Raw genomic sequence first — 18,778 nt, 5'->3', positions numbered from 1 at the left:
ATCAAACTTTATATATACAAGCGGATGACACCTTGGTTGGTACGGAATTTTAAAAAATATTCCCGGAGGAGTGATTGATGATGGTAAAACAAACGATATTCGGCAGAAGAGTTTCTTCAGGTCTTCATTCAAAGGGCGGAGCTGCATCTACGGAAAAGAGAGTCTTTGTTTTACCCGGAATCGGTGGAAAAATGATCGGGACGGCTTTGTTTGCAAGCTATATGATCGCAGCCGTTCTGACTTCATGTGCTGCCCTCTCATATGCTGAATGGCCGTCTGTATTTACAAATGCCGCTTTCATTTCCTTCTATTGCAAGCGAGCCTTTTTGAAGTCCGGTATTGGAATCGGTCATTTCGTTCGCATGATGATCCAATGGGCGTTTATGACTCTGTACATGACCGGCAGGTCAACGGGTGTAAGCACGGCAGGTTTTGCGGCGACATCAAAAACGGGTCTTGATGGTAGAGCATCACGCGAAAAGTGGATGAAAAACAGACCACGAGATGATCTGAATATCGCGCGTGATGGTCCTGTCGGTTTGCGATTCAAGGGGGATTTCGCAATCGGGTGGCTTTATGATTTCATTGGACGTATCCACTGGCGTGTCAGACACGTTGAACACGTAAGAACGTGTAGCATGAATCATTCCACATGGACACTTTCTTCGATCCGCTTATGCTATATGCGAAACAATCAGAGGAGGAAGTGTGTATTGAGAAGGGTTTACCTGGATACCTCATAACGTCAAGAAAACTCATCTGAAAGTCGTCTCACAACCCTTGGGAGTGGAGGCGGCTTTTTCACTTGAGATCAGACATCCAGAGATATTAAGAGCGTGAGGGTGATAGCAATCAAGAGCAATTTAGCGAAAATTCCAAACTCATCATAGTAAATTCGAAAAAAGAGGAAGAAACACATCAATGTCACCTATTTTAGAGCTTGATAGAAACCTGCCAAGTTCCATATATTCAAATTGTTAGCACTCACCTTGATCGAGTGCTAACAATTTGAAAAAGAGGGAGGTACGATGAATTTACAGTAAACGTACAGCCGCAATCGGCACCATCCAAAAATTAAAACTGTCTTGATCGGGCGTCATGATTTGCGAGAATCCAATGTCGACCTGAACCAACTCCGTATCGTGACTCTAAAGACGAAGCGGAAACGAACGATACACGTCAAGAAGTTTGTTCATACTTGAAATTTTTTATCATGGGCTCATGTATAAAAGATTTCTGCTATGTTCAAGACTTCTTTTTTTATTCCGTTCAATTGGGGTCATACCTTATGGAGGTGAAGAAGCACAATGAAAGCTTTGCTCTTGGCAGGAGGTTTAGGCACTCGTTTACGGCCGCTTACAGAAAATCTTCCAAAGCCCATGGCTCTTGTCGGTAATAAGCCTTGGTTAGAACATTTGATTGTCCACCTGAAACAGCAAGGGATCGGTGACTTTGTTCTAGCCGTAAAACATTATGCAGACGTTATCAAAAAACGCCTTGGGGATGGAAGCTCTCTGGGAGTTCGTATTGAATATGCAATCGAAGAAGACCTGCTTGGTACGGCAGGTGCCATTAAAAATGCGGAAGATCTGCTGAGCGATCGATTTCTTGTAGTGAATTCCGATATTATTCATGAGATATCGATCATCCCCCTGTTAGAGTTTCACCGAAACCATAACGGTTTGGTAACCATAGGTTTGACCGAGGTTGAAGATCCTTCTCAATACGGAGTCGTCGAGCTGGACATGTCAGGCCGGATTCTGCGTTTTGTTGAGAAACCAAACAAACATGAAGCGCCTTCCAGATTCATCAATGCGGGCATTTATGTCATGGAAAAAGAGGCACTTCAATGGATCCCCAAACACAAGGAAGTTTCCATCGAACGGGAGACATTCCCGCTATTGATCGAAAAGAACATCGGAGTCTATGGAAAAACGATCAACGGGTATTGGATGGACATGGGTACCAAAAACCGCTACCGTCAACTTCACTGGGATCTGTTGGATGGAAAATTTACATTACCGTTGAAAGAGAAAGAGCAAGGCAAAGGGATATGGTTGGGGCGAAATACGGAAATTGGACCGGGCGTGTTACTAGTACCACCCGTTTTGATCGGTGATGAGGTACATATTGGAGAGAGAAGTGTCATCGGTCCTTATGCCGTCATCGGTGATCATTGTGAGTTGGGCAGGCATGTACGTTGTTCGGAAACGATCATGTGGGACAAATGCAAAGTACATGATTCTACCCAGTTGAACAATTGTATTTTCGGATATGGTTTGGAAGTGGGGTCAAGACATATTTTACATGAAGCAGTCATGAATCGGGCAGTGGGAGTGATTCAGGGATGACACAAGTGGCTTATGTGAGCACCTATGTTCCCAAAAAATGCGGCTTAGCGACCTACACATACCACCTTAGACAAAGCGTAAAAAATTCGAAGATGTGGAATGCGGCGGATCCAGTGGTCGTTTTAACAGACGAAAAGGATCGCAATAACTATGATCGTCCGAATTTATGGACTTTACTTCGTGATGATCGAGAGGCCTATTCCCTTATGGCCAAAAAAATAAACGACAGTAGCATCTCGTTAGTTTCGTTACAGCATGAGTTCGGAATTTTTGGGGGAGAAGCCGGTTCGTATATTCTTGATTTTATTCGGGAATTGAAAAAACCGCTCATAACAACTTTTCATACAGTCTTCCAAAATCCTGAAGAACCCTATCGTTCCATTCAAGAGGAAATTGCCAGAAGAAGCGATCGGATCATCGTTATGAATCGAAAGGCCATTCATTACTTGATGAATTCCTTCTCCGTCCCACAAGAAAAAATTGCGTTTATTCCACACGGAACACCGGTACCCAACCCGCAAACGAGAAGTCTGCTTCGTGACCAATTGCAGTGGAACAATCGAAAAGTTTTAATGACGTTCGGCTTACTGAGCAGGAATAAAGGGATCGAAATGATTCTCGAGATTTTGCCCGAGGTGGTTGCAAGAGTTCCCGAAGTCCTGTATGTAATCGTCGGACAAACCCATCCTGAGGTGAAAAAACGGGAGGGTGAAGCTTATCGAGAGCAATTAAAACAATTGATTCGTTCGAAGAAATTGGAGAACCACGTGTTGATGATCGACCGGTACATGGAAGAAGAGGAACTTGTTCAATATATCACAGCCTGTGATCTGTATATCACCCCTTATCCGGGAATGGAACAGATCACGAGCGGAACATTGGCTTATGCCGTAGGATTAGGACGCCCCGTTTTGAGTACACCGTACAGCTATGCAAAAGATCTGCTTGCAGGATATGAAGAGATGCTAATCCCGTTCCATGATCGATCCAAGTGGAGCGAAAAACTATCGATGGTACTATCTGACGAATCCTCTTTGAAAGAATGGGAAAGACAAATCGGACGTATCGGAAAGAACATGCAATGGCCGCTGGTCGGTAAAAAGCACGCGCTTCTCTTTCTCCGGACGATACAAATGTCTCTCGAAAAACGTCGTTCGGACGAACATCAGCTTGTCTCCATCTCAAGCTAAGTGAATTCCGGGAGGTGACGACGATGTCCAGCGAGGTTTTAGACACGATGTTGAAGCAAAAAATTGAACCGCTGCGGTGGGAAATGATTCATTTAGTCAAGGAAAAAGGGAATCTTGCCGATGAAAGCGTGGTCGCATTGGCTCAGCAATTGGATAAACATTTGATCGTCGCCCAACAACTGATGAGGCCTCCCCGAAACGAAATGTCCTTTCCCAAAGCTTAGTCATTCGAAGAAGCTAAACGTACGGGGAGGTAGCTATGTGGCCGTTGATAGGGAAAATTGACTTTTCTCGTATTCGAAAGATTCAACTGTCACGTGAAAAAATGAAAAGGTTCTTGGAAAAGGATCGATCCGATCCGACTCTCGTAAGTTTTCGGCATTTGGAAAGGCTGACAGACGGGACTGGGCTTTTGGAGCATGCTCTGGGAAAAATCCCTAGAAGAAAAGAAGGTTATACCACAGACGATAATGCGCGAGCTCTTTGGGTATGTGTCGAATGGTACCCACATGTCTCTGCGATGAAACAAGGGAATCACTTGAAGGACAAGCTGTTGCGTCTGATTGATCGATATCTTTCATTTCTTCTGTGGGTTCAACGGGAAGACGGATCTTTTCACAATAATATTGGATATCATTTACTACCGGAACAGGAACTGCCTTCCGACGATTGCCTGGGGCGTGCTCTATGGGCTTGTGCCGTCACCTATTGCAAATTACCTGATCCTGAACGGCAGATCGCCGTGCAAGAAATGTTCGTCAAAGGCGCGGCAAGAGCCAAAGATTTGACTTTTCCAAGAGGTTGGGCTTATGTACTGTCCGCAAGCAGTTTACTTCTACAACATCACGAGAATATGAAAAAACAACATGCGGATCCATTTCACCATTTTATCGAATCCGCTTTGCCGTCCTTTGTGGAAGGGTTCGAAGAGAAATTGACCGCTCTTTACCGGAAACATGCAAGTAAGGAGTGGCGCTGGTTCGAGCCTGCTATGACATACGGAAACGGGCTCTTGCCTTGGTCTTTGTTTTGCGCCTATCAAGTGACGAGACGTCAGGAAACGTTAGATATCGCGAAAGAAAGTCTCGATTTTCTCATTGAAAAGATGACCGGCGAGAAAGGTTGTATCAGCCCGATCGGGAACAAGGGATGGTGCACACAAACGAGCAGAAGTCAATGGGATCAACAGCCCCTGGATGTCATGAAATTGGCGCTGGCCGTATCGGAAGCGGATAAAACATTGGGTCAAATGACGTACAGAGAAGTATTGGAAAAATGCCGAGCTTGGTATTACGGAGAGAACGATCTAGGTGTTCCCATGGTTCATGCAGAAGAAGGAAGTTGTTATGATGGCTTGACGTCGAGTGGTCCGAATCTGAATCAAGGCGCAGAATCCACCCTGTCTTATTTACTGACAGAAGTGCTGTATCGAAATCGAGCGAGTCACTCTGAAAGATCAATCTCTGGTGTCTGACGGGGGAGAATGAACATGAATGCGTATCCGTTACTGTTTACGCCTTCCTATCACGAAAGAATTTGGGGAGGAACACGACTACGGACACTTTTTGACTACCCGATTCCCAGTGAATCTACGGGGGAAGCCTGGGTGATATCGGATCATCCCAATGGGAGAAGTACAGTCGCCAATGGCGTGTATAAAGGCCATACGATTCAAGATTTGCTCCAAAAACACCCGGATTGGTTTGCCGATCATCCATTCGAACGTTTTCCGCTTTTAGTCAAGTTGTTGGACGCTTGTGATGATCTCTCGGTTCAAGTACATCCGGATGATGAATTCGCTTCTCTTTATGAAAATGGGGAACTTGGAAAGACGGAATGTTGGTACATTGTACATGCAGAACCGGGAGCTGAAATTGTATATGGACACACGGCTAAGACGAAAGAAGAATTGGCCGAGATGATGGCACAAGGTCAGTGGGATGAATTGTTGGTACGAGTTCCCGTACGTGCAGGTGATTTTTTCTATATTCCCCACGGTACGATTCACGCGCTTGGTAAAGGAATTGTTGTCTTGGAGACACAGCAGAACTCGGATGTCACATATCGCGCTTTCGATTATGATCGTGTGGATCCGTCTGGCCGCAAAAGAGAGTTGCATGTCGATAAAGTTTTACAGGTCACAAAGGTTCCATTTGTTAAAAAGGATATCAAAGCAAAGATCATGGATCATGGATCATTACGAATCACCCACTATCTGCAGGGACCTTATTTTTCGGCGGAAAAATGGGAGTTGTCGGGGAATCACGAAGAGCGATCCAAGGATCGTTTCATACTTTTGTCCGTTCTTTTCGGATCCGCTCGCTTACAATGGTCAGAAGGTGAGCTCGTCATCCGAAAAGGAGACCATGTATTGATCCCAAGGACTCTCGGACCATACAGCTTATCAGGGGATTTGGAGGCGTTTGTCTCGTATCTTCCAGAGTAGGGGAAGGTTTTGACAAGAAAGACGACCACTTGGCCTCAAGCGGTCGTCCTAAAGGATCTTCTTATCTAGGAAGTTTGAAGGCTCGCCACTCCAACCCTCGAATCTGCCATGCCGTAGTATAAGAGCCATTTTCCTTTGAAATTGACAAGTCCTTCAGCAAAGACGACAAAATCCACCTGTCCTTTCACTTCATCTTCCTTTTCAGGAATAAAGAAAGGCGTTTCTGTGCGACTTAAAACCTTTTTCGGATCATGAAGTGAGAACAAGACTTGACCGACCGAGTAGTACGGTTTACCGGCATGCGGGCCTTCTTGTATTGATTTCGCCGCATTATAAAACAATAGAATGCCTTCATCGGTTACAACGGGAGAAGGTCCCGGTTCAATGAGCAAGCTGTCGAAAGCTTGCGGATCTTCACTCCGACGTACGACACATTCTTCATGTGGATGCCAATGAATCCCGTCATCGGAGAAAGCGATCCAAATATCCGAATCGCCAAAATACATGACATATCGATTATGAATTTTCTGGGGAACAATCGCCCCCGATTTTGTCCACTCATAAATGGGGCCTTGATTCCAACGGGGGAATAAGACGCCATGTTTTTCCCATTGCAGAAGATCTTTCGAAGTCGCTAGGCATAAACGTGCCGTTTTTCCGTCAAATGCCGTATAAGTTAAATAGAAAGTATCATCAAGCTGAACGATTCTCGGGTCTTCACATCCTCCGGGATATTCATACGGTTCTGTCGGGAAAAGAACGGGTTTCGGATATCTTTCAAAGTAAATCCCATCTGAACTGACAGCAAGGCCAATTCGGGAAGTTCCGTTCCATATCCCTCTTCCGGTATGGTCTTCCGCCCGATAAAGAAGATAGATTTTTCCGTCTTTTACAATTGCGGTAGGATTAAATAGATCTTTAGCTTCCCATGAATCTCCTTGAGGAAATAAAATCGGATTATGGACAGATTTGTGAAAGGGTCCAAAAGGGAATTTTAATGAAACATGATTCATTGTATCATCCCCTTTTTTCGAATGATTTCTATTTATACTAAAATTATATCCAACAAGTCTTGTACCTAAAAGTATTTCATCAAATGAATAACCCCCTGAACGACTGTACAAAAGGAGTTCAGGGGGTTCGATTCTTTTTATGCGATTGTATATCCCTTACACAAGAGAAGTCTCTTTCGCCAACGCTTTTTCAACAGGAACGTATTCATGGCCAAGAGCGTTCGCTACGGCTTCGTATGTGACAACACCGCCAGCCACGTTCACGCCGCGATAGAGCGCACGGTTTTCCGCGATCGCCTGTTTGACGCCTTTGTTCGCGATTTGCACAGCATAAGGAATGGTGACGTTTGTTAAAGCGATGGTTGATGTTCTTGCGACAGCCCCGGGAATGTTCGCGACGGCATAGTGAATCACTCCGTATTTCTCGAAGGTCGGTTCGGAGTGGGTGGTTACACGGTCAATCGTTTCGATGGAACCGCCTTGGTCGATCGCCACATCAACGATCACCGATCCTTTCGACATGCCTTGAACCATGTAATCCTTCACGAGCTTCGGCGCACGTGCACCCGGTATCAATACGGCACCGATCAAGAGGTCTGCTTTGCGAACGGCTTGTTCAAGATTGTAAGAGTTTGACATCAATGTCGTGATTCGGCCATCGAAGATATCGTCCAGGTAGCGGAGACGGTCGGGATTGATATCCAGGATTGTGACGCGAGCTCCTGCGCCGAGCGCTCTCTTTGCCGCATTGGTACCGACGACACCGCCGCCGACGATAACCACTTCAGCCGGTTGAACGCCTGGTACGCCACCTAAAAGAATTCCTTTTCCGCCATACGGTTTTTCCAGGAACTGAGCTCCGATTTGAACAGCCATACGTCCAGCCACTTCACTCATCGGTGTGAGCAAAGGAAGGGAGCGGTCATCCAATTGGATCGTCTCATAGGCGATGCCAATCACGCCTTTTTCCATCAATGCTTTTGTTAACTCCGGTTCCGGTGCCAAGTGCAAGTAAGTGAAAAGGATCAAACCTTCACGAAAATATCCATATTCTTGCGGAAGGGGCTCTTTGACTTTCATGATCATATCCGATTTCGCCCAAACTTCCTCCGCGGTATCAAGGATCACGGCGCCTTTTTTCTGATATTCTTCGTCCGTGAAACCGCTTCCGAGACCTGCAGATTTTTCGATATATATTTCATGTCCGCAACTTTTCAGTGTTTCTACTCCAGCTGGTGTGATTGCGACGCGATTTTCGTTATTTTTAATCTCTTTCGGTACGCCGATGATCATTTATGGGCTCCTCCTTATACTTTGCATGTAAGCCAAGTATAAGACGAATCCCTCTATTTTTCATTGTTGTGAAAAAAGAAAATGGTGAGCAGGATTTGTGAAAACCAACAAGACGACTACTCACCTTGTTCCATTTTCAGATCGAGATACAGGGACACTTTGTGATCCATGTTTTTCAGGTTTATTCCGGCGATTTCCGAGATTCGTGAGAGACGGTAATTCAGTGTGTTTGTATGAACATGCAACTGATCGGCCGCCTCTTTGACATTGCAATCACAACTTAAATAGACTTCCAGCGTTTTAAGCAGATGGGCATGATGTTCTCGATCGTAATCTCTCAGTTTTTGCAAATGGGGGTTGACGAAGCGTTGCGCCCTCTTTTGTTCGAGCATGGCGGGCAAATACCGGTAAAATCCAAGATCTTCAAAATGGAAGGTGTCCTTCGTGCTGTTCGGGAACTGTTTCTTAATCTGCAGAACGGTCAGTGCTTCCTGATAGCTCTTTTCCACCTTCGTATAATCTTCATAAAATAAAGATCCCGCGCCGGCACCAATGGATGTCACCTGATAACGTTCTTTCATTTGCGTGAAAAAGTCGCGAATGAACTCCGTGAATGTATCCTGCGCGTTCGGCTGGGACTGATGATAAGGGGATGCCAGCATGATCAACTGGTTCCGATCCACAACATGGAAAATTATGCGCACGCGTTGCGTGGTTGTGATCAGATAGTGAATTTGCTTATACAGTTGATTGCTTATATCCTCATTAAATTGGAATACAAGGACGCGATAACATGGAGGAAGCGTGAGCAAGAGTTTATCGGCCTGTTCTTTGATCGCAGCAAGCGATTGAACATGTCCGGTCAATAGTTTCCAGAAAAACTCCTGATACCCTTCTTCTTGTTTCCGTTTCTGCACCTGGAGTTGCAAAAGTTTTGTTTTGGCGGCTTGGGCCGCTTTTTTTAGTTGATGCATCGCTTGTTCGTCAAGCGGATTTTCTTCTTCCAGCACCCATATATAGCCCAAGACATCGTTGTTTTTGCGGATGGCGATCGCCACCCGGTTGCCGAGTCCTACTTCATGGATCGCCCGGATGCGGATAGGCTCATCACTGTTGGATAATCGTTGGATGACGCCTTCCCGCCACAGACTGTGAATGACTCTTTCAGGGACGCGCCGCCCAATGATCGTGGCAATCCGCGCCGGGTCGGTCTGCGGATCATGAGAACTATATGCAAGAAGCCGGTGGTTGGCATCTTCAAGGGTAACTGGACAATGAAGCACTTCACTGATCGTATCGACGAGCGTTTCCAAGCTGTCAAACGTTTCGTCGAACGGGTCTTTTTCAATCGTCATGCATGTTTCCCCCTAACGAAAAAATTGGGAACCAACGCGCTCTGGATGCTCGGATGTCATTTGTGTTTTTCAACCAATTACAAGGGAATGATTTGGTTATATTTACAAACAAAAGATGTTTGAATTAATTAAATCATTCTTTTATAATAAAAAACGAAAAGTAAAATAGCGATGAAGGACTCATCTATTTTTAATTATATCATTGAAAGCGTTGCCATCTAAATTGGAAGTTGAATCTGTGAAATGGTCGCGCGTTCAAAAATGAAAGGGGTATGTACAACTTTTACAAAACAATCGTTAGGTAGGGTGATTTATCCGCGCAGCGCGCGAGTACAACCGATATTGCACATGTGTGGCTTGGTGGACGTCATGGGAAGCCAAATTGAACAAATGCGAACAAACCGTGAGGAGGTATCGTATGCAAAAAAATAACCGCATCACTGAATTGCATCGAGGTCTTGAACAAAGACATATTACCTTGATGTCTTTGGGGGCAGCGATCGGTGTTGGTTTGTTTCTGGGGTCGGCATCAGCCATTAAACTGGCGGGTCCAGGAATCCTGTTAGCGTATATCGTCGGCGGCATCGTGATGTTCTTTATCATGCGCGCACTCGGGGAAATGGCGATCCAGAACCCGGTTGCGGGATCTTTCAGCCGTTACGCACGCGAATATATGGGGCCTGTTTTCGGTTATTTGACAGGATGGAATTATTGGTTTTTGTGGGTTATTACATGTATGGCAGAAATCACGGCTGTCGGCATTTATATGGAATATTGGATTCCGGGGGTGCCCCGTTGGATTTGGGCATTAGCTGCGCTTGTCATGATGAGTATCATCAACCTGATCGCCGTGAAAGCGTATGGTGAATTGGAATTTTGGTTCGCTCTCATCAAGATCGTTACCATCGTGGCCATGATCGTCGTCGGACTTGGCATGATCCTCTTTGGATTCGGGAATGGCGGAATCGCTGTCGGAATCAGCAACCTGTGGAAACATGGGGGATTTTTCCCGTTCGGTATCAAGGGAGTCCTCATGTCTCTGCAGATGGTGATGTTTGCTTACTTAGGGATCGAAATGATCGGTGTGACCGCCGGAGAAGTGCAAAATCCTAAAAAGACACTGTCAAAAGCGATCGATACCGTCTTTTGGAGAATCTTGATTTTCTATGTGGGCGCTTTGTTTGTCATCATGTCGATCTATCCTTGGAACGAACTTGGTCAAAAAGGAAGTCCTTTCGTTTTGACATTTGATAAAATCGGGATTCCCAGCGCTGCGGGAATTATCAATTTTGTCGTGTTGACGGCGGCTCTTTCTTCCTGTAACAGTGGTATTTTCAGCACGGGGCGCATGCTCTTTAACTTGGCACAACAAGGGGAGGCGCCTGCCACGTTCGGCAAGCTGACGAAATCGGGGGTACCGGGTCCCGCGATCATCGCTTCTGCTTTGGCCTTGCTTGTCGGGGTGGTGCTCAACTATGTCGTTCCGGAAAAAGTATTCACATGGGTCACAAGTATCGCAACGTTCGGAGCAATTTGGACCTGGGCAGTCATTCTTCTTTCCCAGATACGCTATCGTAAGCGCTTATCTCTAGAGGAGCAACGCCGACTGGTCTATAAAATGCCTTGGGCGCCATTGAGCTCCTATGTATCACTCGCATTCTTGGTCGCCGTCGTCGGTTTGATGGCTTATTTCCCGGATACGCGTATCGCGCTCATCGTCGGACCTCTTTGGTTAGCCCTTTTGGTCGCATTTTATTACGGGAAAGGTTTTCATAAAGCCAATCAGGTAGAAAGTGAATTTCACAAAGTAAAGAACGCATCATAAGATTTGCATACGCAGAGAAGGCCCTCTTTATATCGCGGGGCCTTCTCTGCGTTTTATCATGTATAATTTTCTATAATATACGGAAAGAGCAGTGAGAAAAGGAAGAGAGAACATGATTAAAATCGGCCTGACCGGTTGGGGGATCATAAGGACTTGTATTCGGACGGGGTGGCAAGCGGGGATAAACTGAAAGTCTACAGTTCCTATTTTCCGATAGTGGAGGTAGACAGTTCTTTTTATGCCGTCCTTCCCGAGAAAAACTACAGCAAATGGGTCGAAGAAACCCCGCCCGCTTTTTCTTTCATTATCAAGGCATACCAAGGAATGACCGGACATTTAAGAGGAAAGAATCCTTTCTCAAGTCTGGGAGAAATGTTTGATGCGTTTAAACAATCGATTGAACCGGTCATACAAGCGGGTAAATTGAAAGCCGTTCTTTTTCAATACCCACCCTGGTTTGAATGTATCAAAGAAAATGTGGATGTTCTTCGCTATACGAAGGAGAAGATGGGTGATATTCCGGTTGCGCTTGAATTCAGAAACAGGAGTTGGTTCACGCCCAGAATGTTGGAAAAAACAATCGCGTTTATGGAGAAAGAAGGATGGATCCATAGCATTTGCGATGAACCGCAAGCGGGAGCAGGCTCCATACCCACAGTTTTGCATCCGACGAATCGTCAATTAACACTCGTACGCTTTCACGGGCGTAATGTAAACGGATGGACGAATACCGGAGACGGTAATTGGAGAGACATCCGTTACTTATACCGGTATAGCCGGGAAGAGTTAACGGAGTGGAAAGAGAAGTTGAAAGATCTGCAACAAAGATCACAAGAGATTTGTGTCTTATTCAACAACAATTCGGGCGGACATGCCGCCGCCAATGCCATGGAAATGATCGAACTCTTGGGCATAGAATATAAAGGATTGTCTCCGCGGCAATTGGATTTCTTTTAAAAAGCTTCCCACGAAAAGCATGGTGGGAAGCTTTTTTATCATCCGGGTATGTTTTTGTATAGTATAACAAACGATACGAATAAATCTTGAATTTAAAGGGAGGGAATGTCATGGAATGGTATGAACGGCTGGCCGATTACTTTCCAGAACACGAGATGAAAGATCCGCGTCAACTCTATGACCTGATTGAGGATAAGGACACCTACCACAAAGAAGAGACAGATGAATACATCGTGATGTATGCCGAATTCCCTACATTTATCTTTATTGACTATTTACTCGTCAATCCTGCGACAAGAGGGAAAGGAGTCGGCACGAAACTCCTCAACCGTTTTAAAGAAAAGGGGAAGACGATCATCGTAGAAGTGGAGCCTATTGATCACGAAGATGAAGACACGAAAAAGAGGGAAGCATTTTATCGCAAAAACGGGTTTGTCAAGGCGGATCGTATTCAATACCGCAGGAAAGATGAAGACGGAAAACCATATGAAATGAATATCTTTTATTGGAGTCCGGAAGATTTGCCCCAGAATGTGATTATGGAGAAAATGGCCAAGGCGTGTGAAGAAATCCACAATTTCCGTTCTAAAAAATATTACGGGCGCAAGTTGGCAGACCCGGACGAAGTCTTGAAATTCATCAAACATTAAAGTTCGCGAATGGCCTTCTTGGTATGTCGAATACATTGTCTTATTCCCCGAGAATATTCCGTCATTTTTGTGCACGGTAGTTCAGCAAGAGAATTCTCCCATATCCCTCCCTATGGTCGGAATTCCTTACCAACTGGTAATTTGCCCCTATCTGCGGATAAGATTATAATCAAATCTGAAAAGTCAATATTGTGTGATGCTGAATTCCCGAAAGGGAAGCGGGGGAACCACGTTTGGGGTGAATCCGGGCATGCAGTCTCGCATGACCGGTAGGGCCGACTCTCAGCCCGAATCCGTCAGCTAACTTCGTAAGCAGTGTAAGAGAGGGGTGAATGATGTTCATGGGAAAGTATTCGCTTATTTTATACCCCCGTAGGTATTTGTCCTCGGGGGTTTTGTTTTTCATGCGTAGACGAGAATTTGCGAAAGGGGTTGTCTAGTGAAAAAGTTATTTAGGACTTTAGGGCTGTCCCTGATCATGATGACTGCGGTGGTTGGTTGCGGAGTCTCCAAAGGAAAGACGGGTGTCGGCACCTCTTCCGACACATCCGTGGAATCTACTTGGCAGCGTGTAAAAAAACAAGGATATGTGACCGTCGGATTTGCGAATGAAAAACCTTACGCCTATGTAACACCAGATGGAAAGCTGACGGGTGAAGCGGTTGAGGTCGCGCGTACGGTTCTCACAAGGTTAGGGATTCATGAGATGAGAGGTGAGATCACCGAATTTGGATCACTGATACCCGGGCTGAAAGCTAAGCGTTTCGACATGATCACGGCGGGTATGTTCATTAAACCGGAACGTTGCAAAGAAGTGGCATTTGCCGACCCTGAATACAGTATCGGTGAGGCAATCGCGGTGAAGAAAGGGAATGTAGTGAATATTCATAGTTATCGGGATATTTCCGCCAACCCGAAAGTGAAAGTTGCAGTGATGACCGGAGCTATAGAGGTTGATTATCTGCAAAAGTCGAGAGTCTCCGCCGCACAGATCGTAACGGTTCCCGACCAGCCTTCCGCTGTCGCCGCACTACAAGCAGGCCGAGCGGATGTGGTTACGATGACGGGGCCTTCGTTGCAATCGGTGCTCGATGCGGTGAAAGATCCATCAATTGAAAGAGTGATGGACTTTCAACAACCGATGATTGAAGGGAAGAGCGCACGAGGATACGGGGCAACGGCTTTCCGCAAAGAAGACAAGGACTTCCGTGATGCATTCAATCGTGAGTTACAGAAACTGAAGGAATCGGGTGAACTATTCAAGATCATTCAGCCCTTCGGATTTACCAAACAGGAATTGCCGGGCAATGTAACAGCTGAGCAAGTGTGTACAAACGAACAGTAAGAATGCATATCTCCCCATTCTATAATAATTCGATGCAGACAGATTTCACAAGATCCTTCATTCTCATTCTACTTGAGTGTTGATGATCAAGATCGAAAGGAGTGCATGTCAATCTATTCGTTCCTAGACTTACTCCCGCCACTCTTGAAAGGCGCGGGGATCACCCTCGAGATTACGATTCTCTCGATGATCGCAGCTCTTTTCTTAGCCATGCTTGCGGGGATTGGCCGCCTGTCCAAATATTCAATGATTCGGGGCGTAACGGCTATTTATGTAGAAGTTTTTCGCGGAACCTCCCTGCTGGTTCAGTTGTATTGGTTGTATTTTGCCCTGCCGATCCTGGGCATCGAATTGCCAAAAATGGCAGCCGCGGTACTTGCGTTGGGGCTCAATTATGGGGCTTACGGATCAGAAGTGGTTCGTGGATCGATCCTTGCCGTACCAAAAGGACATACGGAAGCAGGGATCGCGTTGAACATGACTCCCTGGCAGAGAATGAGATGTATCATATGGCCCCAAGCGTTTGTCATGATGTTGCCGGCTTTCGGAAATTTGCTCATTGAATTGCTGAAAGGTACGGCCTTGGTTTCTCTCATTACACTTGCAGATTTAACCTTTCAGGCGAAAATTCTCAGCACCTCGACATTCCAAACCACCGAGATCTATACTCTTTTGCTCGTGATGTATTTCATTCTCGCGTACCCCATCACATGGGGAATTCGCCTGATTGAGCGCAGAGTTGCTGCAGGGAGGTCATAGCCCATGTGGGATTGGGATTTCGCCTGGTCCATCGTTCCGCAACTTCTTGAAGCGTTAAAGGTAACCGTTACCTCCACGTTCGTGGCGTTTTTCATAGCAGCGATCGCAGGACTTTTGCTTGCGATTGGCAGGAGATCCGCGTGTAAGCCCTTATCTCTAGTTACAGGCGGAATTGTGGAATTTGTGAGGAGCACCCCTCTTCTTGTTCAGCTGTATTTTATTTTTTACGTGCTGCCTGTGTTTGGGGTTTCACTTTCCCCCTTCACAGCGGGAGTGATCGGCTTAGGATTGCATTATAGTTCGTACCTGTCCGAGGTGTATCGCTCAGGGATCGATTCCGTCCCTCGTGGCCAATGGGAAGCTGCGGTCGCTCTGAACTTTTCAAAAATGCAGACGTGGGGCAGAATCATCGTACCTCAAGCGATACCGCCGGTCATCCCGGTCTTGGGAAACTACTTGATTGTCATGTTTAAAGAGACACCGATTCTATCGGCAATCACTTTAATGGAGATCTTGCAAACGGCCAAAATGATCGGCTCTACCTCCTTTCGCTATCTTGAGGGATTTACGATCGTAGGTTTGATGTTCCTACTCTTGAGTTACCCTTCATCGCTTCTGGTTCGCCGTCTAGAGTACCGATTAAATCGAAAGTTATCAAATTTGAGCGGAGAGGCAAATCCAATAGGAAGCAGAAAGGAAGTGGGATATTGAGCTTCCCTTTACGAGCAACAAGCATGATCGAGCTTTCCGGCGGACAAAAACAACGTGTGGCGATCGCGCGGGCTTTGGTCATGCGACCGAAAATCATGTTGTTTGATGAAGTGACATCGGCCCTAGACCCTGAACTTGTCGGTGAAGTGCTTGAAGTGATCAAGGGAATCGCCTCTGAAGGGGATATGGCCATGATATTAGTCACACACGAAATGGATTTTGCACGAGATGTGGCCGATCGTGTGATTTTCACGGATGGTGGTCAAATCGTGGAACAAGGAACGCCGGAAGAGATCTTTGGCAATTCCAAAAGTCCTCGATTGCAAATGTTCTTGAGCCGTTTTCGAAGGGGGTGATCCATGAGGGAAAATTGTACCGACTCATAAAGGAGGTTGATTGAGATGCCACTCAAACGAATGACTTCAGAATACTTCGGTCACACAACTGAGTACCGTTGATGAATTGGAAAACATTCAACTTCGTCAACCGAACGTGGAAGATGGGCGAAAGATCTGGAAACTCGTACGCGACACAGGTGTTCTGGATCTGAATTCCGCTTACAGCTATTTGCTTTTATGCAAATACTTTTCGGAAACGTGTGTAGTAGCCACTTCCGGGAATCAAATGGCAGGGTTTGTTTCCTCTTTTCGTCCCCCTTCAAGTCCGGATACGATTTTTGTCTGGCAAATCGCTGTTCATGATTCACACAGGGGAAAAGGCTTGGGAAAAGCTCTTTTACAAGAACTGCTTGCTCGGAAAGCGTGTAAGGACGTACGTTTTCTGGAAACTACGATCAGTCCGTCTAATACTCCATCCCAGTCTTTGTTTCGAGGGTTGGCAAGAGACCTGGGGACCGGATGTGAAGTGTCGGAGTGTTTTCAGGAAGACTTGTTCCCAGGGGGAACCCACGAAAAGGAGAAGTTGTTTCGCATTGGACCCATTCTGAAGCGAGAACGAGGAGGAGGTTACAAAGCATGAAGGTCATCGAAAATCGTCCGTCATCGTTGCAAGTGTTTGAAGAATTGGAGTCTGAAGTAAGGAGTTATTGCCGAAGTTTTCCCGCTTTGTTTGCAAAAGCGAACGGTTATCAGCTTTGGGACGTAGAGGGTAAGCAATATATCGATTTCTTTGCCGGTGCGGGAGCATTGAACTATGGGCACAATAACATGAGGATGAAAGAAAAACTGATCCAATATCTCATCAATGACGGGATTACTCATAGTCTCGATATGGCAACGAAGGCAAAAGAGATGTTCTTGCAACGATTCCACGAAGTGATCCTGAAACCGCGCGGCATGAATTACAAGGTGATGTTTCCTGGACCTACGGGAACCAACTCGGTGGAAAGCGCGTTGAAATTGGCGCGTAAAGTGACCGGCCGGGAAACGGTCATGAGTTTCACAAACGCTTTTCACGGGATGACCATCGGTTCTCTCTCCGTTTCCGGAAACAAGTTTAAGCGTAAAGGTGCGGGTATCCCTTTGCAAAACAGCGTGACGATGCCGTTTGATCGTTACTTTGGAGACGAGATCGATACAGTCTCGTTCATCGAACGGTTTCTCGAAGACAATGGTAGCGGCGTTTCTCTCCCGGCTGCCATTATCCTCGAGACCGTCCAGGGGGAGGGTGGCCTGCACGCGGCAAGCTTCCATTGGCTCAAGCGGATCCGGGACATTTGCGATCGGTGGAAGATCTTGTTGATCGTTGATGATATCCAGGTTGGATGTGGACGGACGGGCACGTTTTTCAGTTTTGAGCCCTCCGGGATTCAGCCGGATATCATCTGTCTCTCCAAATCGATCGGAGGTTACGGGTTGCCTATGGCTTTGACGTTGATCAGGCCGGAGATTGACATATGGGAGCCGGGCGAACACAATGGAACATTTCGAGGAAATAATTTAAGTTTTGTCACGGCAACCGAGGCACTCCGTTACTGGGAAACGGATGCGTTCAGTAAAGAGATTAAAGATAAGGGAGAGAAAATACGTCATTTCTTACATGACCTCGTACAAAACCATCCCGAGTTAGAAGGAGAAGTGCGCGGAAGAGGTCTCATTCAGGGAATTGCGTGTGGAGTGGAAGGAATGGCGGAAAATATTTGTGCGGCTGCTTTTGAACGGGGACTGATCATCGAAACGTCCGGACCCGAAAATGAAGTTGTCAAGCTGTTACCGCCTTTGATCATTGATGAAGCTGGACTGACTAAAGGGTTCGAAATTCTTGACGAGAGTATAAAGAAGTGTAAAACATCTTCCACTGAATGATTCAACGAGGAAAAATGCGTTCAAGCGAACGTCCTGAGGGAAGGAGATATGAAAAATGATTGTGCGAACACTTGAAGAGATTATCGACACGGAAAATAACGTAGTTGCTGATACGTGGAACAGTCGCCGCTTTCTGTTAAAGAAAGATGGTGTCGGTTTTTCCCTTCACGATACCATCATGCGTGCGGGAACGGAAACAACGATGTGGTATAAGAACCATATTGAAGCGGTGTATTGTATCGAAGGAGAAGGTGAGCTTGAAGACCTTTCGAATGGTAGGGTTTATTCCCTTAAGCCCGGAACCTTATATACTCTGAACGGTCACGAGAAACACCGTGTTCGTTCCAAGACTGATCTGCGGATGATTTGTGTGTTCAATCCACCATGTACAGGTCGCGAAGTTCACAACCAGGACGGTGCATACCCCTTGGTTGAGGAGGAATTATAATCATGCAAGGGATGGGTCCGCCTTCTGGCGGGCTTTTTAGTTACTGGCGATATCATATGAACAATCGCCAATCGAAGTTGGCTCGCTCGAGAATAGAAGTGGTAGACCAAGAAACATTATTGTAAAAATTTAAAATAAAAATTATAATTGGTGATAAAGGAACACTTTTGT

The 18,778-nt window shown here is 46.0% G+C and carries 18 protein-coding genes, 2 pseudogenes and 1 riboswitch; of the genes and pseudogenes, 17 read left to right on the top strand and 3 right to left on the bottom strand.

The features are described 5' to 3' along the window. Nucleotides 1–77: 77 nt before the first annotated feature. The 6 genes from DNHGIG_RS06955 to manA all read left to right on the top strand — a co-directional run bounded on the left by DNHGIG_RS06955 (nt 78) and on the right by manA (nt 5,987). Complete coding sequence (locus DNHGIG_RS06955) at nt 78–743, top strand: APC family permease (protein ID WP_282198992.1); 666 nt, start codon at nt 78–80, stop codon at nt 741–743. A gap of 564 nt (nt 744–1,307) precedes the next feature. Further along, a complete protein-coding gene (locus DNHGIG_RS06950) occupies nt 1,308–2,351 on the top strand; it encodes a nucleotidyltransferase family protein (protein WP_282198991.1) in 1,044 nt (347 codons plus the stop codon). Beyond that, a complete protein-coding gene (locus DNHGIG_RS06945; RefSeq protein WP_282198990.1) occupies nt 2,348–3,541 on the top strand; it encodes a glycosyltransferase family 4 protein in 1,194 nt (397 codons plus the stop codon). Before DNHGIG_RS06950 ends, DNHGIG_RS06945 begins: the two co-directional genes overlap by 4 nt. A gap of 23 nt (nt 3,542–3,564) precedes the next feature. Next, a complete protein-coding gene (locus tag DNHGIG_RS06940; protein ID WP_282198989.1) occupies nt 3,565–3,765 on the top strand; it encodes an aspartyl-phosphate phosphatase Spo0E family protein in 201 nt (66 codons plus the stop codon). A gap of 35 nt (nt 3,766–3,800) precedes the next feature. Further along, nucleotides 3,801–5,015, top strand: a complete 1,215-nt coding sequence (locus DNHGIG_RS06935) for a glycosyl transferase (RefSeq protein ID WP_282198988.1) — start codon at nt 3,801–3,803, stop codon at nt 5,013–5,015. Between the two features lie 15 nt (nt 5,016–5,030). Next, nucleotides 5,031–5,987, top strand: coding sequence for a mannose-6-phosphate isomerase, class I (gene manA / locus DNHGIG_RS06930; protein WP_282198987.1), 957 nt, complete (start codon nt 5,031–5,033; stop codon nt 5,985–5,987). Between the two features lie 65 nt (nt 5,988–6,052). Here manA and DNHGIG_RS06925 read toward each other — a convergent pair whose 3' ends face one another. The 3 genes from DNHGIG_RS06925 to DNHGIG_RS06915 form a co-directional block, all read right to left on the bottom strand. Beyond that, nucleotides 6,053–7,000: a glycoside hydrolase family 130 protein gene (locus tag DNHGIG_RS06925; RefSeq protein ID WP_282198986.1), complete on the bottom strand. Its 948-nt coding sequence runs from the start codon at nt 6,998–7,000 to the stop codon at nt 6,053–6,055. 156 nt (nt 7,001–7,156) lie between these two features. Further along, nucleotides 7,157–8,293: an alanine dehydrogenase gene (gene ald, locus DNHGIG_RS06920; RefSeq protein ID WP_282198985.1), complete on the bottom strand. Its 1,137-nt coding sequence runs from the start codon at nt 8,291–8,293 to the stop codon at nt 7,157–7,159. 116 nt (nt 8,294–8,409) lie between these two features. Continuing rightward, nucleotides 8,410–9,648 (bottom strand): PucR family transcriptional regulator, encoded by a 1,239-nt coding sequence (locus DNHGIG_RS06915; RefSeq protein ID WP_282198984.1) that lies wholly within the window; start codon nt 9,646–9,648, stop codon nt 8,410–8,412. A 418-nt stretch (nt 9,649–10,066) separates the two neighbouring features. On the opposite strand from DNHGIG_RS06915, the gene DNHGIG_RS06910 reads away from it, so the two are divergent. The 11 genes and pseudogenes from DNHGIG_RS06910 (at nt 10,067) to DNHGIG_RS06860 (ending at nt 18,732) form a co-directional block, all read left to right on the top strand. Beyond that, nucleotides 10,067–11,473 (top strand): amino acid permease, encoded by a 1,407-nt coding sequence (locus tag DNHGIG_RS06910; RefSeq protein WP_282198983.1) that lies wholly within the window; start codon nt 10,067–10,069, stop codon nt 11,471–11,473. A gap of 112 nt (nt 11,474–11,585) precedes the next feature. Continuing rightward, nucleotides 11,586–12,430, top strand: a pseudogene (locus DNHGIG_RS06905) (DUF72 domain-containing protein). A 110-nt stretch (nt 12,431–12,540) separates the two neighbouring features. Continuing rightward, the gene (locus tag DNHGIG_RS06900) at nt 12,541–13,080 is read left to right on the top strand and encodes a GNAT family N-acetyltransferase (RefSeq protein ID WP_282198982.1); all 540 of its coding nucleotides are present in this window, start codon (nt 12,541–12,543) and stop codon (nt 13,078–13,080) included. Nucleotides 13,081–13,267: 187 nt separating this feature from the next. Then, a riboswitch (cyclic di-AMP (ydaO/yuaA leader) is annotated at nt 13,268–13,411 on the top strand. A gap of 108 nt (nt 13,412–13,519) precedes the next feature. After that, nucleotides 13,520–14,425: an ectoine/hydroxyectoine ABC transporter substrate-binding protein EhuB gene (ehuB, locus tag DNHGIG_RS06895; protein WP_282198981.1), complete on the top strand. Its 906-nt coding sequence runs from the start codon at nt 13,520–13,522 to the stop codon at nt 14,423–14,425. 105 nt (nt 14,426–14,530) lie between these two features. Further along, entirely contained in the window at nt 14,531–15,184 is a 654-nt protein-coding gene (ehuC, locus tag DNHGIG_RS06890) for an ectoine/hydroxyectoine ABC transporter permease subunit EhuC (RefSeq protein ID WP_282198980.1), read from the top strand. A 3-nt stretch (nt 15,185–15,187) separates the two neighbouring features. Beyond that, nucleotides 15,188–15,895, top strand: coding sequence for an ectoine/hydroxyectoine ABC transporter permease subunit EhuD (gene ehuD, locus DNHGIG_RS06885; RefSeq protein WP_282198979.1), 708 nt, complete (start codon nt 15,188–15,190; stop codon nt 15,893–15,895). A 29-nt stretch (nt 15,896–15,924) separates the two neighbouring features. Next, nucleotides 15,925–16,251 (top strand): annotated as a pseudogene (locus DNHGIG_RS06880) (ATP-binding cassette domain-containing protein); the annotation flags it as partial. A gap of 106 nt (nt 16,252–16,357) precedes the next feature. Then, nucleotides 16,358–16,873 carry a diaminobutyrate acetyltransferase gene (gene ectA / locus DNHGIG_RS06875; RefSeq protein ID WP_282198978.1) on the top strand — a complete coding sequence of 172 codons (516 nt, stop codon included), beginning with the start codon at nt 16,358–16,360 and terminating at the stop codon, nt 16,871–16,873. Then, complete coding sequence (gene ectB / locus DNHGIG_RS06870) at nt 16,870–18,159, top strand: diaminobutyrate--2-oxoglutarate transaminase (protein WP_282198977.1); 1,290 nt, start codon at nt 16,870–16,872, stop codon at nt 18,157–18,159. Before ectA ends, ectB begins: the two co-directional genes overlap by 4 nt. Before the next feature lie 55 nt (nt 18,160–18,214). Next, the gene (locus DNHGIG_RS06865; protein ID WP_282198976.1) at nt 18,215–18,607 is read left to right on the top strand and encodes an ectoine synthase; all 393 of its coding nucleotides are present in this window, start codon (nt 18,215–18,217) and stop codon (nt 18,605–18,607) included. Between the two features lie 2 nt (nt 18,608–18,609). Then, on the top strand, nt 18,610–18,732 hold the full coding sequence (locus DNHGIG_RS06860; protein ID WP_282198975.1) for a hypothetical protein: 123 nt from the start codon (nt 18,610–18,612) through the stop codon (nt 18,730–18,732). Nucleotides 18,733–18,778 lie beyond the last annotated feature (46 nt).

Source organism: Collibacillus ludicampi (assembly GCF_023705585.1).
Classification (GTDB): Bacteria; Bacillota; Bacilli; order Tumebacillales; family BOQE01; genus Collibacillus; species Collibacillus ludicampi.
This window is presented reverse-complemented; position numbering and strand designations above follow the sequence as displayed.

Excerpts from the sequence above, each read along its gene's own strand:
- DNHGIG_RS06860 (WP_282198975.1), top strand. The coding sequence starts at position 18,610 with ATGCAAGGGATGGGTCCGCCTTCTGGCGGGCTTTTTAGTTACTGGCGA.
- ald (WP_282198985.1), bottom strand. The coding sequence starts at position 8,293 with ATGATCATCGGCGTACCGAAAGAGATTAAAAATAACGAAAATCGCGTC.
- DNHGIG_RS06940 (WP_282198989.1), top strand. The coding sequence starts at position 3,565 with ATGTCCAGCGAGGTTTTAGACACGATGTTGAAGCAAAAAATTGAACCG.
- DNHGIG_RS06925 (WP_282198986.1), bottom strand. The coding sequence starts at position 7,000 with ATGAATCATGTTTCATTAAAATTCCCTTTTGGACCCTTTCACAAATCT.
- ectB (WP_282198977.1), top strand. The coding sequence starts at position 16,870 with ATGAAGGTCATCGAAAATCGTCCGTCATCGTTGCAAGTGTTTGAAGAA.
- ehuC (WP_282198980.1), top strand. The coding sequence starts at position 14,531 with ATGTCAATCTATTCGTTCCTAGACTTACTCCCGCCACTCTTGAAAGGC.
- manA (WP_282198987.1), top strand. The coding sequence starts at position 5,031 with ATGAATGCGTATCCGTTACTGTTTACGCCTTCCTATCACGAAAGAATT.
- DNHGIG_RS06900 (WP_282198982.1), top strand. The coding sequence starts at position 12,541 with ATGGAATGGTATGAACGGCTGGCCGATTACTTTCCAGAACACGAGATG.
- DNHGIG_RS06945 (WP_282198990.1), top strand. The coding sequence starts at position 2,348 with ATGACACAAGTGGCTTATGTGAGCACCTATGTTCCCAAAAAATGCGGC.
- DNHGIG_RS06935 (WP_282198988.1), top strand. The coding sequence starts at position 3,801 with ATGTGGCCGTTGATAGGGAAAATTGACTTTTCTCGTATTCGAAAGATT.
- ehuD (WP_282198979.1), top strand. The coding sequence starts at position 15,188 with ATGTGGGATTGGGATTTCGCCTGGTCCATCGTTCCGCAACTTCTTGAA.
- DNHGIG_RS06915 (WP_282198984.1), bottom strand. The coding sequence starts at position 9,648 with ATGACGATTGAAAAAGACCCGTTCGACGAAACGTTTGACAGCTTGGAA.
- DNHGIG_RS06910 (WP_282198983.1), top strand. The coding sequence starts at position 10,067 with ATGCAAAAAAATAACCGCATCACTGAATTGCATCGAGGTCTTGAACAA.
- DNHGIG_RS06865 (WP_282198976.1), top strand. The coding sequence starts at position 18,215 with ATGATTGTGCGAACACTTGAAGAGATTATCGACACGGAAAATAACGTA.
- DNHGIG_RS06955 (WP_282198992.1), top strand. The coding sequence starts at position 78 with ATGATGGTAAAACAAACGATATTCGGCAGAAGAGTTTCTTCAGGTCTT.
- DNHGIG_RS06950 (WP_282198991.1), top strand. The coding sequence starts at position 1,308 with ATGAAAGCTTTGCTCTTGGCAGGAGGTTTAGGCACTCGTTTACGGCCG.